Genomic DNA, 13964 nt, shown 5'->3' with positions numbered 1-13964 from the left:
CAGCCGCGTCTGGCCCTTGTCCATTTGCCCGGTAACACAGGACGTTTGCCGCCATCAGTGCACGACCGTACACTGGCCCGTGTTTTATCGAGTGAGTCGTACGATGCTTTTCCTTCCTCGCATGCTCCTGCTGGGTGTCCATTTCATCCTGGCGGGCGTGATCGGCGTGATCATTGGCCTGTGCCGTCCCTTCAATCCCGATAACAGCCGGCTTTATGCCCGCGTATACGCCTGGCCGTCGAGCTGGCTGCTGCGGCTGAAGATCGAGGCGGAAGTCGGGCCGCTGTTCGACCAGCCGCCCGGCTGCGTGATCATTGCCAACCACCAGTCCAACTTCGACCTGTTCGTGCTCGGCAACGTAGTGCCGCCACGCACCGTGTGCATCGGCAAGAAGAGCCTGGGCTGGATCCCGCTGTTCGGTCAGTTGTTCTGGCTCGGCGGCAACGTTCTGGTCGATCGCGGCAATGCCTTCCAGGCCCGCCGCGCCATCCAGACCACCACCCGCACCCTGCGGGAAAACCACACCTCGATCTGGGTGTTCCCGGAAGGCACGCGTAACCCGGGCGATCAGTTGCGCCCCTTCAAGAAAGGCGCCTTCCACATGGCCATCGACGCCGGCGTGCCCATCGTTCCGGTGTGTGTCAGCCGCTATGCGCGGCGCTTGAGCATCAATGGCTGGCGCCGCCAACGGGTGATCATCCGCTCGCTGCCGCCCATCGCCACCGCCGGCCTGAGCCAGCAGGACGTCGCGGCCCTGGTGGAGCAATGCCGTACGCAGATGCAAAACTGCATCGATCTGATGGAGCGCGAGGTCGGACGCGGCTGAGCATTTGCCGATTCGCCAGGGTCAGACCAAGCTGTCAGTCACGTTAACGCAGAGAAATGGACAACCATGGGTCGAGTCGTTGCAGCGGCGGTGTACAGCGCCGGCAGGAAAGTCACCAATATCAGCCTCGACGAAGGCGCGGAATGGGCGAGAAAGCCGGGGCACTTCGTCTGGATCGGTCTGGAAGAGCCCAACGCCCAGGAACTGGCCAACCTGCAACGGCAGTTCAACCTGCACGAGCTGGCCATCGAAGACGCCCTGGAAAAGCACAGCCGGCCCAAGCTGGAAACCTTCGGCGACGCGCTGTTCATCGTCACTTACTCGCCGGTGCGCCAGGAAGGCAAGCTGGAGTTCATCGAAACCCACATCTTCGCCGGCAATGGCTACATCATCACCTGCCGCAATGGTCACTCTAAGTCCTACGCGCTCGTCCGTCAGCGCTGTGAGGCGCGGCCGCTGCTGCTGGAACACGGTGAAGACTTCGTGCTGTACGCCCTGCTCGACTTCGTCACCGAAAACTACCAGCCGGTCAGCGAAGCCATTCATGGCGAGATCGAAGAGCTGGAACAGAGCGTGCTCAGCGGCTCGCTGAACGAACAAGACATCCGCCGCATCCACGGCCTGCGCCGCGACATCCTGCGCCTGCGCCGCTATGTGGCGCCGATGGTCGAGGTCAGCGAGGAATTGCAGCGCCTGGCCTTCCCCTTCATCGACAAGAACATGCGCCCGTACTTCCGCGACGTGCAGATCCACGTCACGCGGCAGATGGAGGACCTCGCCGGCATCCGCGACATCGCCAGCCAGACCATCGAGATCGGCATGCTGCTGGAGTCGTCACGGCAGAGCATCGTGCAACGCAAGTTCGCCGCCTGGGCGGCGATCCTGGCGTTTCCTACAGCGGTGGCGGGCATCTACGGCATGAACTTTCAGAACATGCCGGAGCTGAGCTGGCACTACGGCTACTTCGCCGTACTGGGGGTGATCGTGGTGGGTTGCACCGCGCTTTATGGCAGTTTCAAGCGTTCGGGCTGGCTTTAGGCTGCGCCACAAACCGCATCATCCACTCCGCGACAGTCTGGCCCTGGTGATCCACGCCCAGGCTGTCGACGCCCTTGCGGTACACCTCCTGCCCCAGATGCTCCTGACGGAGTTCCAGCAGTGCGCGGGAATAATCGTGGATAAATTCCGGGTGGCCCTGGAAACACAGCACCTGGTCGCCGATGTGATACGCCGCGTAAGGGCAGAAGTCACTGGAGGCAATCACGGTGGCATTTTCCGGTAGCGCGGTGACCTGATCCTGGTGGCTGATCAGCAAGGTCAGCTCTTCAACCTGCGGACTCATCCATGGCGCCTTGGCGGCCATCACATAGCGGTGGGTACCGACGCCCCAGCCCTGGGTGGCGCGCTCGCTCTTGCCGCCCAGCAGCAGCGCCAGCAACTGATGGCCAAAGCACACGCCCAGCAGCTTGTCGCCGCGGCGGTAGCGCTCCAGCAGGAAGGTCTTGAGCGTCTGGATCCACGGATCGTCGCCGAAGGAGTCGGCCTTGCTGCCCGTCACGAGGTAGGCATCAAAGACCTCGTCATCAGGCGGGTACTCACCGTTCATCACGTTGTAGACCGTGAATTCGGCGGCGATCGGCTGGCGGGTAAACAGTTGCTCGAACATCCGTCCATAGCCCTGATACTGCTCGACCAGCTCAGGTCGCAGGACGTCGGTTTCCAGGATGCAGATGCGTAACGACATAGACTTGGCCCTGAACGACAGTGGTGAAAAAAGACCGGTAGAGCCTGCCGCGAATATGGGCGACAGGCAAGCGTTGCCTCGGACGAACGGTCATTTCATTGCAAGGCGTGTGTGTATCCCGCGCACGCGTCTAGTCGGGCACGTCTTACGCATATGGCATAAAGCCTCATAAGAAAAAACGTTAACAACACTAAAGTCGAGACGAAACCGATCTAAAACAGCGGTAACGTTGCCCCTAAGGTTGGTTGTATACCGATATCCAGCAGGTTTGTAGCCGGTACGGGAAATCCCGTGCATTTCGTGGCCAGCGGACCCTGGAAAAGGATGTCTCTCGCTCTCAGGAATAACAACAAGAAGGCAGTCAGCCATGTTCAAACAACACAAAGTACGTCAGGCCGGACTCATTCTGTTCGCCACCACACTGCTGCTGATCCTGCCGAACCTCACGCGCCTGTTCGGCTGATCGCGCCCGGTATTCTCAGCGTTCCTGCGCTCTGGTATATGCTGCCGACCCTCACTGGTTGGAGACCGTCCATGCGCCTTCGCTTCGCCCTCCTGCTCAGCGTGCTGAGCCTGCCGTTGCACGCGGCGCAATTGACCCTCCAACTGGGCGACAGCGACAAGCAATGGCAAACCGCGGAGTTGCTCCAGCACCCGCAGGCCCGGGACATCCGTATCGAGCAGGATGTGTCGTACAAGAAGCCCATGACGTATCGCGCGGTGCCTTTGGCGGTCCTGCTGGAAGGGATCAAGCCGGATGACCATCTGCAGGCCGTGGCCCTCGATGGCTTCGCGGCCGAAATGCCCGCCGCCGCGTTGCTCAAGCAGGGGCCGGCACAAGCCTGGCTGGCGGTGGAAGACCCGGCTCACCCGTGGCCGCCACTGGCCAAGGACAAACCTGGCGCCGGTCCCTTCTATCTGGTCTGGACGCACCCCGAGGCCGGCAATATCAGCCCCGAGCAATGGCCCTTCCAGGTGGCCAGCATCCGTCGCCTGTCGCCGGTGGCCGAGCGTTTTCCCGCCCTGCTCCCGGCACCCGGCCTGGCCGCGAATGACCCGGTGAACCGCGGCTTCGCCCTGTTCCAGAAGCACTGCCTGGCCTGCCACCGCCTCAACGGCGCCGGCGATGCCCAGTTCGGTCCGGACCTGAACCTGCCCTACAACCCCACCGAATACTTCCGCCCCGAGTTTCTCCGCCGCTATATCCGCGACCCGCAGAGTCTGCGCCAGTGGCCGCAAGCGCGGATGCCCGGCTTCAGCGCAAGCATACTGCCGGACGCCGACCTCGACGCCCTGCTCGCCTACCTCGGCCATATGGCCAAACGCAAACCCTGACGCTTACTGCTGCGCCGAGAGCCCGGATGTCACCAGCACGTTGGCGTGCATCTGCTCGTACCCGCCGCCCCGGCGCATGCCGCGCACCGGACACGCATCAAGGTAATCCAGGCCCACCGCCAGCTTCAGATGGCGCTCGGGCACCGCAAGCTGGTTGGTCACATCGAAGCTGTACCAGGCGCCGTCCAGCCAGGCCTCGGCCCAGGCGTGGCTTGCCATGTGCTGGCTGTCGTTGTCGAACAGGTAGCCGGACACATAACGCGCCGGCACCAGCAGGCTGCGGGCGCAGGCGATAAAGGCGTGGGCGTGGTCCTGGCAGACGCCCGCACCGCCGGCGAAGGCCTGGGCGGCGCTGGTGTCTACTGCGGTGGCACCAGGGCGATAGACCATACGCTCGTGCAGCGCCCCCATCATCTCGATCAGCGCGCTGCGATCACGGCGTTGCCCGCACTGCTGGCCGGCAAACCCACGCAGCGCCTCGTCGGCCTCGGTCAGGCGGGTGAAGCGCAGGAACGGCAAGGGTGACTGCGATTCGTGTTCGGCTTCGCGAGTCGGATCGATCTCGACTTCACCGCGCGCGGCGATCAGCAGGTCGGCATGCGGTTCTTCCAGGCTGAGCACATGCAGGATGTTGCCGAACGGATCGCGCCGGGCCTGCGCGGGACGCGGCAGGTCCAGTTCCCATTGCAGCACCTGCTGGCGCTCGTTGTCCGGGGGCGTCAGGCGCAGGTACTGGATGCTGGTTCGCACCTGGTCTTCGTAGTGGTAGGCGGTTTCGTGGCTAATGGTCAGTCTCATACGACCTCCAGGTAAGCGCTGTGAATGGCGTTGCCCAACTCACGCACCAGCGGAATGTAGTGGTTCAACCAGGGATGCAGCCCTTGCGAGAGGATTTCGTCGATGCCGGTATAGCGCAGACGGGCATCCACTTCCGCCGCCAGGCGCTGGGCCGGACGGCCGTTGGCGCCGGGCAGGCTGGCGAGGATCTGGTCGATTTCTTCCGTGCAGGCACGCAGGGAACGGGGGACATCGGCACGCAGGAGCAAGAGTTCGGCAACATGGCGCCCCGTGGGAGCGTCGCGGTAGATCTCGGTATAGGCCTCGAACGAGGACAGCGCGCGGAGCAAGGCGCTCCACTGGTAATAACCGCGGGCAGAGCTGTCGCTGACGGTTTCGGCGTCCTCACCGAACATCTCGTAACGGGCGTCGAGCAGGCGCAGGGTGTTGTCGGCCCGCTCGATGAAGGTGCCCAGGCGAATGAAGCGGAAAGCGTCGTTGCGCATGATGGTGCCGTAGGTGGCACCGCGGAACAGGTGCGAGCGCTCCTTGATCCACTCGCAGAAACGGCTCATGCCATAGCGCCCCAGGCCCTGCTCGGCGATGCCGCGAATCTCCAGCCAGGTGGCGTTGATGTTTTCCCACATGTCCGCGGTAATCCGCCCACGCACCGCATGGGCGCTGGCCCGCGCGGCGCCCAGGCAACTGTAGATGCTGGCCGGGTTTTCCGGGTCGAGGGCAAAAAAGTGCAACAGACGCTCGGCGTGCAGTTGCCCATGCCGGCCCAGGTAGTCATCCAGGGTGCCGGTGATGCGCAGCGCCAGCGCCATTTCGTCCAGGCCGTCGCCGCGACCGTCCTGCGGCATCAGCGACAGCGAATAACTGACATCGAGCATCCGTGCGAGGTTTTCCGCCCGCTCCAGATAACGCGACATCCAATACAGGTCCGAAGCCGTTCTACTGAGCATGATTCAATCCTCGACCACCCAGGTGTCCTTGGTACCGCCCCCCTGGGACGAGTTCACCACCAGCGAGCCCTCGCGCAGCGCCACCCGCGTCAGGCCGCCGGGCACCACGCGGGTCTCCCGGCCGGCCAGGACGAACGGGCGCAGGTCGATGTGCCGCGGCGCAATGCCGTTCTCGACGAAGGTCGGGCAGGTCGACAGCGACAGGGTCGGCTGGGCGATATAGGCCGCCGGGCGGGCCTTGATGCGTTCGGCGAAAGCGGCGATTTCCGCCTTCGTCGACGCCGGCCCCACCAGCATGCCGTAGCCGCCGGAGCCCTGGGTTTCCTTGACCACCAGGTCCGGCAGGTTGGCCAGCACGTGGGAAAGCTCTTCCGGCTTGCGGCATTGCCAGGTAGGCACGTTCTTCAGGATCGGTTCTTCGTCCAGGTAGAAACGGATCATCTCGGTGACGTAGGGATAGACCGACTTGTCATCGGCCACCCCGGTGCCGATGGCGTTGGCCAGCACCACGTTGCCGCAGCGATAGGCCGACAGCAGGCCGGGCACGCCGAGCATGGAGTCGGGGTTGAATGCCAGCGGATCGAGGAAGGCGTCGTCCAGCCGGCGATAGATCACGTCGACCGGCTTGGGGCCGTCGGTGGTGCGCATGAATACCCGCTCGTCGCGAACGAACAGGTCCGCCCCTTCCACCAGTTCCACACCCATCTCGCGAGCGAGAAAGGCGTGTTCGAAGAACGCGCTGTTGAACCGCCCCGGGGTCAGCACCACGACGCTGGGGTTATCCAGCGGACTGGAGCTTTTCAGGGTGTCGAGCAACAGGTTCGGGTAGTGGTCGATCGGCGCGATGCGCTGGGCGGCGAACAGCTCGGGGAACAGCCGCATCATCATCTTGCGGTCTTCGAGCATGTAGCTGACACCGCTGGGCGTGCGCAGGTTGTCTTCGAGGACGTAATAGCTGCCGTCGCTGTCGCGAACCAGGTCGACCCCGGAAATGTGCGCGTAGATGTCGCGGTGCAGGTTCAGGCCCTGCATCGCCAGTTGGTATTGATCGTTGGCCAGAACCTGCTCGGCGGGAATGATCCCCGCGCGGAGGATGCGCTGGTCATGGTAGAGGTCGGCGAGAAACATGTTCAGCGCCTTCACGCGCTGGATACAGCCGCGCTCTACCACCCGCCATTCGCTGGCCGGGATGGCCCGCGGAATGGTGTCGAAGGGGATCAGGCGCTCAGTGCCCTGCTCGTCCCCGTACAGCGTGAAGGTGATGCCGGCGCGGTGGAACAGCAGGTCCGCCTCGCGGCGGCGCTGCGCCACTTGCTCAGGCGGCGTCTGCGCCAGCCAGCGGGCGAATTCCCGATAATGCGGACGGAGCTGACCGTCGGCGGCGTACATCTCATCATAGAACGTGCGAATCATGCCGAACTCCTTGTCACCCGTGCACAGGCACTGTCGCAAAGCCCGTGCCAGCGGAATTAATCCTTTTCAATCAACGGGTTGGGGAAATTCAGAAAAGACGCCGCACCAGACTTGTGCAGCCAGCCCCACGCGAATGGGGCACGCGCTTCATTGCGAAGCGTGTGGGTTCCCGGGATGGCCAGGCCGCCCCGGGGTGCATTTCAGGTTACCGCGCGCTCCTGCTTCACTCCCCAGCCCTGGGCTTCACCGCCCAGTGGCACGACCACGGCTTCGAAATCCTGTTCGAATTCGCCGATGCCACCATAGGTGGCGTACATGATCTTGCTCAGTTCCAGTTGCCAGCCGTCGTCACTTTCATGCACCTGGGCACACAACGACTCACCCCGGAACTTTCCTGCAGCCCTGCGCGCCCGTTCCTCGTCCGGGAATACCGCATAGAACTCGATTGGATGGATTTGTGCGAAGTTGAAACCGCCTTCTTTCATGCGGCGCAATACCGTGCTGCTGATGTCCTCGTACAAGTTGCTCATGAATCGTCCTCCTCAATCACGATGGATAGACTTTCAGTGCTTGCGCACTTACCCCTGGCGCGGGACGCGGGTGGGGTTCTCGAGCGAATGCAGCAATGTTGCGGTAATGAATGTAGCGGTAATGGAAGACCAGGGCCGTCGCCATAACCGACGGCCCTGCATGCAGCGTAGCGGCTGGTGAGGCACAACGCCAGCCAGCCTGTGGATTCAGGTCCGTTCAGTGATGTCGGTGATCTCCACCCCGTTCTGTTCCTTCAGCCACTTCGCGGTCGGACAGTCGGCACGGTCCTGGAAATCATTGAGGTCGAGTTCATCCATGACCGGGAACAGGTGGCCCCTGATCCGCCGCGCTGCGTCTTCAATGCTCGGGCGGTCCGCGGCGGCAAGCAACAACGAAGTGCGTTCGCCCTTCTGGTCCACAAAAGTGATTTCCCACTCTTTCATCTGGCGTGTCCTCGATGGCAGGTACAGGAGTGTTTCCAGCCTGTCTTCCGTTGACCCTCGCCTGCGGACATTGTTCAAGTCGGTTGGCCCGGCGGCGCACCCATAAAAAACCCCGGCCAGGCCGGGGTCTTGTGCAACGAACGGATTACGCCAGAGCGATCAATCCGGGATGCCGTGGACAACACCGGCGGTATTGTCCAGCAGGCTCTTGGTTGCGGTCTGGATGAAGGACTCGAGTTTCTTGAGCATGGCGTCCTGCTCCGGATGCTCGATCAACTCGGCCTTGAACTCGCTGCCCAACTGATAACGGTACAGGCGCGGCGACATGTCCTTGGACTCGATCAACACGCGATCACCCTGGATCAGGCCAACGATCTGCTCGCTGCCCGAAGGCTTGATCATGCCGATGCCCTGATCGCCTTCCGGCAGGTTGAGCAGGTCGCGTCCCCAGCACTGGTGACGGGTTTCGCCACCCAGGCGGCCCATGACGGTCGGCACGATGTCGATCTGGGTGCCAACGGTGTGGTTGCGCTTGCCGAACTTGTCCTGGATGCCCGGAGCGATCAGCAACAGCGGCACGTTGAAACGGCCCAGGTCCAGCTCAGTGACCTGCTGGTTATTGCCGAAGCCATGGTCACCGACGATGACGAACAGGGTTTCCTTGAAGTACGGCTCCTTGCGCGCCTTCTCGAAGAACTGGCCCAGGGCCCAGTCGGAATAACGCATGGCGGTCAGGTGTTCGTCCAGGCGACCATGACCGGTCACCGGCTCAACCGGCAGGTCTTTCGGCAGGGCATACGGGGTGTGGTTGGACAGGGTCTGGAGCAAGGCATAGAACGGCTTCTTGCCATAGTTGTTCGCCAACTCCTGGTTACCGCGGTCGAACATGTCCTGGTCGGACACGCCCCAGGTCGGGTCGGAAAACACCGGATTGACGAAGTCATTACGGCCGATGAAGGTGGTCATGCCCTGGTTGCCGAAGAAACCGGACTGGTTGTCCCAGGCGAAATCACCGTTGTAGACGTAGACGTCGTCGTAGTCCCGGGCGCTGAGCAGCGCGGGCAGGCCCGACAGTTTGTGGCCGCCTTCCGGGGTCTGCATCAGGTATTCGAAGCCCGGCAGGTTGGGGAAGCAGGCCATGGTGGCGAACATGCCTTGGTGGGTATGGGTGCCGTTGGAGAAGAAGCGGTCGAACAGCAGGCCTTCCTCGGCCAGCTTGTCGAAGTACGGGGTGATGTTGCCCGAAGCCCCCAGCGCGCCGACGGAATGGCCGGCGAAACTCTCCATCAGGATGACCACGACGTTCTTGATCGGCAGGGTGTTCTCGGCCGGCGGCGTGAAGTCACGGCGAATCGCGGCGCTGTCGGCGTCGACCAGCTTGTCGCTCGGCGTCAGCAGCATCTGGCGCACCGTGTCCTGGGCGACCTTCTGATCGAGGGTCGACTTCCAGATGTTGTCGCGGTCCTCGGACATGCGGCTCTTGGCCGCGTCGATCAAGGTCAGGGTGCCGTTGAGGCCCAACTGGTTGACGAAGTTCGAGTCGGTGGTGAAGGCATCACCCCAACGCATGGGCGGGCCCTGGCGCAGGGTGCCACGGGCGGCAATCACGGCCACCAGCAGGATCATGAAGAACACCACGCCGCGCACGTACCACGGCGCCACGCTGCGAGCACCGGCGAGGTTGCTCTGGTACTCGCCACGGGGCCGGGTCAGACGGTCGATGCCTTTGAACGCCAGGCTCATCACGATCGTGCCGCCGACCCACGCCAGCAGGTAGCGCACCACCGGGAAGCCGTACCACAGCATGCTGCCGACGGTCTTCGGGTCTTCCTTGATGTACTGGAATACCAGGCCGTTGAGGCGCTGGTGGAACTCGCGGTAGAAGTCCATCTCCACCAGGCCGAGGAACAGCACGATGCTGGAGGTCAGGGTCAGCCACAGGCGGAAGAAACCGCGCGCCGCCATCGCCCGCGCACTGAGGATCGCCAGCAGCAGCGGAATGCTCAGGTACACCACCACCCGCAGGTCGAAACGCAGGCCGTTGAGGAAACCTTCCACGACAGTGGACGACGGCGTATCGCCAACCATGTCGCTGTTGTAGGCCAGCAACGCGAGCCGCACCAGGCTGAGCATCGCCATGATCGCCAGGCCGCACAGCAGGGTGTAGAGCAGGTGTGATTTGACCGTTGGTTGCAACAGGCGCGAAGCAGCCCGCTGTTGACTCAAGGCGTCCGTATTAGCCATGAATTGGAAGATCCCTGGGATTCGGTTGTGGAAGGCATTGACGCGAAGCGGCGGCAGCGGCTCGGGTTATACCCGAAAAGTGCCGAACCATTAGGCGAATGGATAATTGCGCGCGCGGATTGTCTGCAATCGATTGTGAAAATTTCGTTGAGAACACCGGGGCCGCGGATCAGGCTATCTTTATTGCCCTCTCAAGCAAAGAGCCCGCCCACATGCACTATCGCTATCACCCCAGCCCCATTGGCCAGTTACTGCTGGCGGGCGACGAACAAGGCCTGCACCTGTTGCACATGGACAGCGCCCATCCCTGGGAACTGGATGCCACCTGGCGCCAGGCCGACAGCCAGCTCGACGACGTGGCGCGGCAGCTGGACGAGTATTTCGCCCACAAGCGCGAGCGCTTCGAACTGCGCCTGGCTGCCCGCGGGACGCCGTTTCAACAGGACGTCTGGCGAGCACTGGTGAACATCCCCTACGGCACCACCACCAGCTACGCCGAACTGGCCCGCACCATCGACCGGCCCAAGGCGATCCGGGCCGTCGGCACGGCCAATGGCGCCAACCCCATCGCGGTGATCGTGCCCTGCCACCGGGTGATCGGCAGCGATGGCAGCCTCACCGGATTTGCCGGCGGCCTTGAACGCAAGCAAATGCTGCTGCAACTGGAAGGCGCGTGGCTGATCTGAAGCGCCCTACAGCCGCACATCGCCTCGCGGTCCGGCGATGGCCCAGATGATCAGACCGAGCACCGGCAATAGCAGGATCAGCAAGATCCACAGCACCTTGGCGCCAACCCCGGCGCTGCTCTTGATCACGTTGATGATCGCCCAGATATCCAGGGCAAAGATGATCAGGCCAACCAGCCCGTTGAACGCGGAACCCATGATGAAGCTCCCATGTATGAGTGAGCCTTCAGGATAGCTGGCTATTGGCCTGATAGACGCGTTTGCTTCGGCTCCGCCCTGCCGCTGTGCTTACACTCGCGCCATTGCCTTTCGGAGAAATGCGTTATGCCCTCGACGTCCAGCCACAGCCACTCCGCCCCCGTGCCGCTCTACACTGCGTGGCTGCAACAGGCGCAATCCTCGCCCTGGATGAGTGCCGGCCTGGGTCTGAGCCTGCTGGCGGTGCTCTGGCTGATGGGCGCCAGCGCCTGGAACGCCATTCACGGTGACCACCAGGAAAACATGCACATGGCCCTGCTCGGCGGGCTGGCCGGTTTCTCCGCCACCGCCCTGGGCGCATTGCTGGCCATCGTGCTGCGCGATGTCAGCAGCCGGATGCAGGACGTGATGCTCGGCTTCGCCGCCGGGATGATGCTCGCCGCCAGCTCGTTTTCATTGATTCTGCCGGGCCTCGACGCCGCCCGGGAGATTACCGGCAGCGGCCCCTACGCGGCCCTGACGGTAGTGGTCGGCATGGGCCTGGGCGTGTTGCTGATGCTTGGCCTCGACCGCTTCACCCCGCACGAACACGAAAGTACCGGCCCTTGCGGCCCGCAGGCCGAGCGGATCAATCGGGTCTGGCTGTTCGTGCTGGCGATCACCTTGCACAACCTCCCCGAAGGCATGGCCATCGGCGTGAGCTTTACCACGGGTGACCTGAGTGTCGGTCTACCGCTGACCAGCGCCATCGCCATTCAGGACATCCCCGAAGGCCTGGCGGTGGCCCTGGCGCTGCGCGCCACGGGGCTGTCGACGTTGAAGGCGGCGCTGGTGGCGGTCGGCTCGGGCCTGATGGAACCGATTGGCGCGGTGATCGGCCTGGGAATTTCCAGCGGCTTCGCCATCGCCTACCCGGTGAGCATGGGCCTGGCGGCGGGCGCGATGATCTTCGTGGTGTCCCATGAAGTCATCCCGGAAACCCACCGCAATGGCCATCAGACCTCGGCGACCCTCGGCCTGATGGGCGGCTTCGCGGTGATGATGTTCCTCGATACCGCGCTGGGTTAAACGTGCAGCGCCACCCGCAGCGCTTCCAGGGCGGGCGCTGCGGTGATGTTCAGTTCGGCGCACAGTTCCAGCACCCGCGGCAGGTCATTGCCGCACACCAGCACCATCTGCAACTCGTCGTCCAGCAACTGGCTGAAGTTCATCAGCACATAGCCGCCGGCTTCCTTGTTCATGCTGCCCATCTGGATCTGGATGCGGTTGAGCGCGGTCAGCGCCTCGACCTTGGCCAGTTGCTTGGGTTTGATATTGAACGGGACGCTCTGGTCAAACGAATCGGTGATCTGCGCGAGCAGGTCCTGGTAGCTGTCGGCCTGGAACAGCACGGTGTCCGGCAGGCTGCCCACCACCACCCATTCACCCAGCGGGATCGGGAAGGTGCCGTCGTAGTTGATATCAGGATTGGCGGCGAGGAAGCCGTCGGGGTCGGCGTAGGCTTGTGTCGCTTCGTCGGCGATCCGCTCGATATCCTGCTCGGTCATGCAGCCGGAGCTGATTTTGCCAAGGAGTTCGACCAGTTGGTTTTTCATGAGAGGCCCTGCGACGCTGGAAAAAAGTCGCCAAGGATAGCCGCAAAAGCCTCCCGCCGGTTAGGCCAGCGCTTGCAACTGCTGCGTGGTGTCAGCAGCGCCCATGGCCTGGGCGGCGCCGAGGGCATCGATGCCACGGGCGTCGCGGCGCTTGGGGTCGGCGCCTCGCTCCAGCAGGTAGTCGACGATCGCCGTGCGATTGAACATCGCCGCCATCATCAGCGCCGTGCGCCCGTCGCCTGCGGCCGCATCCGGCTCGGCGCCCTGCTCCACCAGCAACTGGACCATTTCCAGGTTTCCCTTGAACGCCGCGCCCGCCAACGGCTGTTGGTTATTGTCGTTGGCGATGGACGGATCGGCGCCATGCTGCAACAACACCCGCGCCGCCTCCAGATGACCGTGATAGCTGGCGAGCATCAGCAAGGTGTCGCCCTTCTGGTTGCGCAAATTGGCTGGCAGACCGTTCTCCAGCAGGCGGGCGAGCATCGGCGCATCGCCCTGGCGGGCCCGGTCGAAGACTTGCGCGGCAAAGGCGGCGGCTTCATCGGCGTCCATGGTGACGGGCTGACGTTGATCGGACATACGGAACCTCCTGACGGGGATAAAGCCCAAGTCTTGTGAGGATTGGTCCCGGAATGGCGGTGGATAATTCCATGGCGTCGGCAGAAAAAACGCGAGGGGCGGAACACCCTTGCAAAATGCACTGTGCAAAATGCACGACCTTGCACAATGCACGGCGGCCTTATTGCCAAAAAACCATAAGGCACTGATTTATAAAGTATTTTTAATTACCAGAAAGCTGGCACAGTCGCTGCACCCATCACTCCATGTCTGCCACCCACAGCCAGGAGCTGATATGGACCTCATTCAGGAAAAATTCGCCTCGGTATTCTCCGCCTACCAAGTGGCCACTCAAGCCCGCCCTGATGGCGGCATCCTGCTGACGCTGCGTGCTGCCGACGGCACACAGGTCAAACGCTCGATTTCCTACGCTCAACTGCACAGCGCCGAACAACTGTCGTGGGCCATCAGTGCCATTCGCCGTGACCTGGCCGAGCAAGCCAGCGAGTTGCCGGTGATTTCGATGTTGCAGAGCCAGCAGCGCTTTGCTTTGCCGACTTATCGCTGAGCGGTGACGCCATCGCGAGCAAGCTCGCTCCTACAGGGTGTAGGAGCGAGCTTGCTCGCGATGCGGCAACCGAAA

At 62.9% G+C, this 13964-nt stretch carries 16 protein-coding genes; 6 read left to right on the top strand and 10 right to left on the bottom strand.

Annotated elements, in window-relative coordinates:
• Positions 1-103 precede the first annotated feature (103 nt).
• Positions 104-826, top strand: a complete 723-nt coding sequence (locus NTD88_RS26385; protein WP_262155443.1) for a lysophospholipid acyltransferase family protein — start codon at positions 104-106, stop codon at positions 824-826.
• A 66-nt stretch (positions 827-892) separates the two neighbouring features.
• Positions 893-1864 carry a magnesium and cobalt transport protein CorA gene (locus tag NTD88_RS26380; protein ID WP_262155444.1) on the top strand — a complete coding sequence of 324 codons (972 nt, stop codon included), beginning with the start codon at positions 893-895 and terminating at the stop codon, positions 1862-1864.
• On the opposite strand, the gene NTD88_RS26375 is transcribed toward NTD88_RS26380, so the two are convergent.
• Complete coding sequence (locus tag NTD88_RS26375) at positions 1842-2570, bottom strand: amidotransferase (protein WP_262155445.1); 729 nt, start codon at positions 2568-2570, stop codon at positions 1842-1844. The genes NTD88_RS26380 and NTD88_RS26375 overlap by 23 nt on opposite strands.
• A 534-nt stretch (positions 2571-3104) precedes the next feature.
• Between NTD88_RS26375 and NTD88_RS26370 the strand changes: the two genes are divergently transcribed.
• The gene (locus NTD88_RS26370) at positions 3105-3905 is read left to right on the top strand and encodes a cytochrome c (RefSeq protein ID WP_262155446.1); all 801 of its coding nucleotides are present in this window, start codon (positions 3105-3107) and stop codon (positions 3903-3905) included.
• Positions 3906-3908: 3 nt separating this feature from the next.
• Here the strand turns inward: NTD88_RS26370 and NTD88_RS26365 are convergent, their stop codons facing one another.
• The 6 genes from NTD88_RS26365 to NTD88_RS26340 form a co-directional block, all read right to left on the bottom strand.
• On the bottom strand, positions 3909-4703 hold the full coding sequence (locus NTD88_RS26365; RefSeq protein ID WP_262155447.1) for a transglutaminase family protein: 795 nt from the start codon (positions 4701-4703) through the stop codon (positions 3909-3911).
• Positions 4700-5650 (bottom strand): alpha-E domain-containing protein, encoded by a 951-nt coding sequence (locus NTD88_RS26360; RefSeq protein WP_095155561.1) that lies wholly within the window; start codon positions 5648-5650, stop codon positions 4700-4702. Before NTD88_RS26360 ends, NTD88_RS26365 begins: the two co-directional genes overlap by 4 nt.
• A 3-nt stretch (positions 5651-5653) precedes the next feature.
• Positions 5654-7063 (bottom strand): circularly permuted type 2 ATP-grasp protein, encoded by a 1410-nt coding sequence (locus NTD88_RS26355; protein WP_095155560.1) that lies wholly within the window; start codon positions 7061-7063, stop codon positions 5654-5656.
• 200 nt (positions 7064-7263) lie between these two features.
• Positions 7264-7593, bottom strand: a complete 330-nt coding sequence (locus tag NTD88_RS26350) for a ribonuclease E inhibitor RraB (protein WP_095155559.1) — start codon at positions 7591-7593, stop codon at positions 7264-7266.
• A gap of 207 nt (positions 7594-7800) precedes the next feature.
• Entirely contained in the window at positions 7801-8037 is a 237-nt protein-coding gene (locus NTD88_RS26345; protein WP_095155558.1) for a hypothetical protein, read from the bottom strand.
• Between the two features lie 159 nt (positions 8038-8196).
• Entirely contained in the window at positions 8197-10281 is a 2085-nt protein-coding gene (locus tag NTD88_RS26340; protein WP_262155448.1) for an LTA synthase family protein, read from the bottom strand.
• 212 nt (positions 10282-10493) lie between these two features.
• Here NTD88_RS26340 and NTD88_RS26335 point away from each other — a divergent pair, with 212 nt between their 5' ends.
• Positions 10494-10967, top strand: coding sequence for a methylated-DNA--[protein]-cysteine S-methyltransferase (locus NTD88_RS26335; RefSeq protein ID WP_262155449.1), 474 nt, complete (start codon positions 10494-10496; stop codon positions 10965-10967).
• A 6-nt stretch (positions 10968-10973) separates the two neighbouring features.
• Here the strand turns inward: NTD88_RS26335 and NTD88_RS26330 are convergent, their stop codons facing one another.
• Positions 10974-11165: a PLDc N-terminal domain-containing protein gene (locus NTD88_RS26330; protein ID WP_262155450.1), complete on the bottom strand. Its 192-nt coding sequence runs from the start codon at positions 11163-11165 to the stop codon at positions 10974-10976.
• Between the two features lie 126 nt (positions 11166-11291).
• On the opposite strand from NTD88_RS26330, the gene NTD88_RS26325 reads away from it, so the two are divergent.
• Positions 11292-12233, top strand: coding sequence for a ZIP family metal transporter (locus NTD88_RS26325; RefSeq protein WP_262155451.1), 942 nt, complete (start codon positions 11292-11294; stop codon positions 12231-12233).
• Here the strand turns inward: NTD88_RS26325 and NTD88_RS26320 are convergent.
• Positions 12230-12760 carry a hypothetical protein gene (locus NTD88_RS26320; RefSeq protein WP_262155452.1) on the bottom strand — a complete coding sequence of 177 codons (531 nt, stop codon included), beginning with the start codon at positions 12758-12760 and terminating at the stop codon, positions 12230-12232. The two genes, NTD88_RS26325 and NTD88_RS26320, sit on opposite strands and share 4 nt — an antisense overlap.
• Before the next feature lie 60 nt (positions 12761-12820).
• Positions 12821-13342 (bottom strand): ankyrin repeat domain-containing protein, encoded by a 522-nt coding sequence (locus tag NTD88_RS26315; protein ID WP_262155453.1) that lies wholly within the window; start codon positions 13340-13342, stop codon positions 12821-12823.
• 274 nt (positions 13343-13616) lie between these two features.
• Between NTD88_RS26315 and NTD88_RS26310 the strand changes: the two genes are divergently transcribed.
• Positions 13617-13889 carry a DUF3509 domain-containing protein gene (locus NTD88_RS26310; protein ID WP_095155551.1) on the top strand — a complete coding sequence of 91 codons (273 nt, stop codon included), beginning with the start codon at positions 13617-13619 and terminating at the stop codon, positions 13887-13889.
• The last annotated feature ends 75 nt before the right edge of the window (positions 13890-13964 follow it).

The organism is Pseudomonas sp. 20P_3.2_Bac5 (assembly GCF_025466035.1).
Taxonomy (GTDB): Bacteria; Pseudomonadota; Gammaproteobacteria; order Pseudomonadales; family Pseudomonadaceae; genus Aquipseudomonas.
This window is presented reverse-complemented; position numbering and strand designations above follow the sequence as displayed.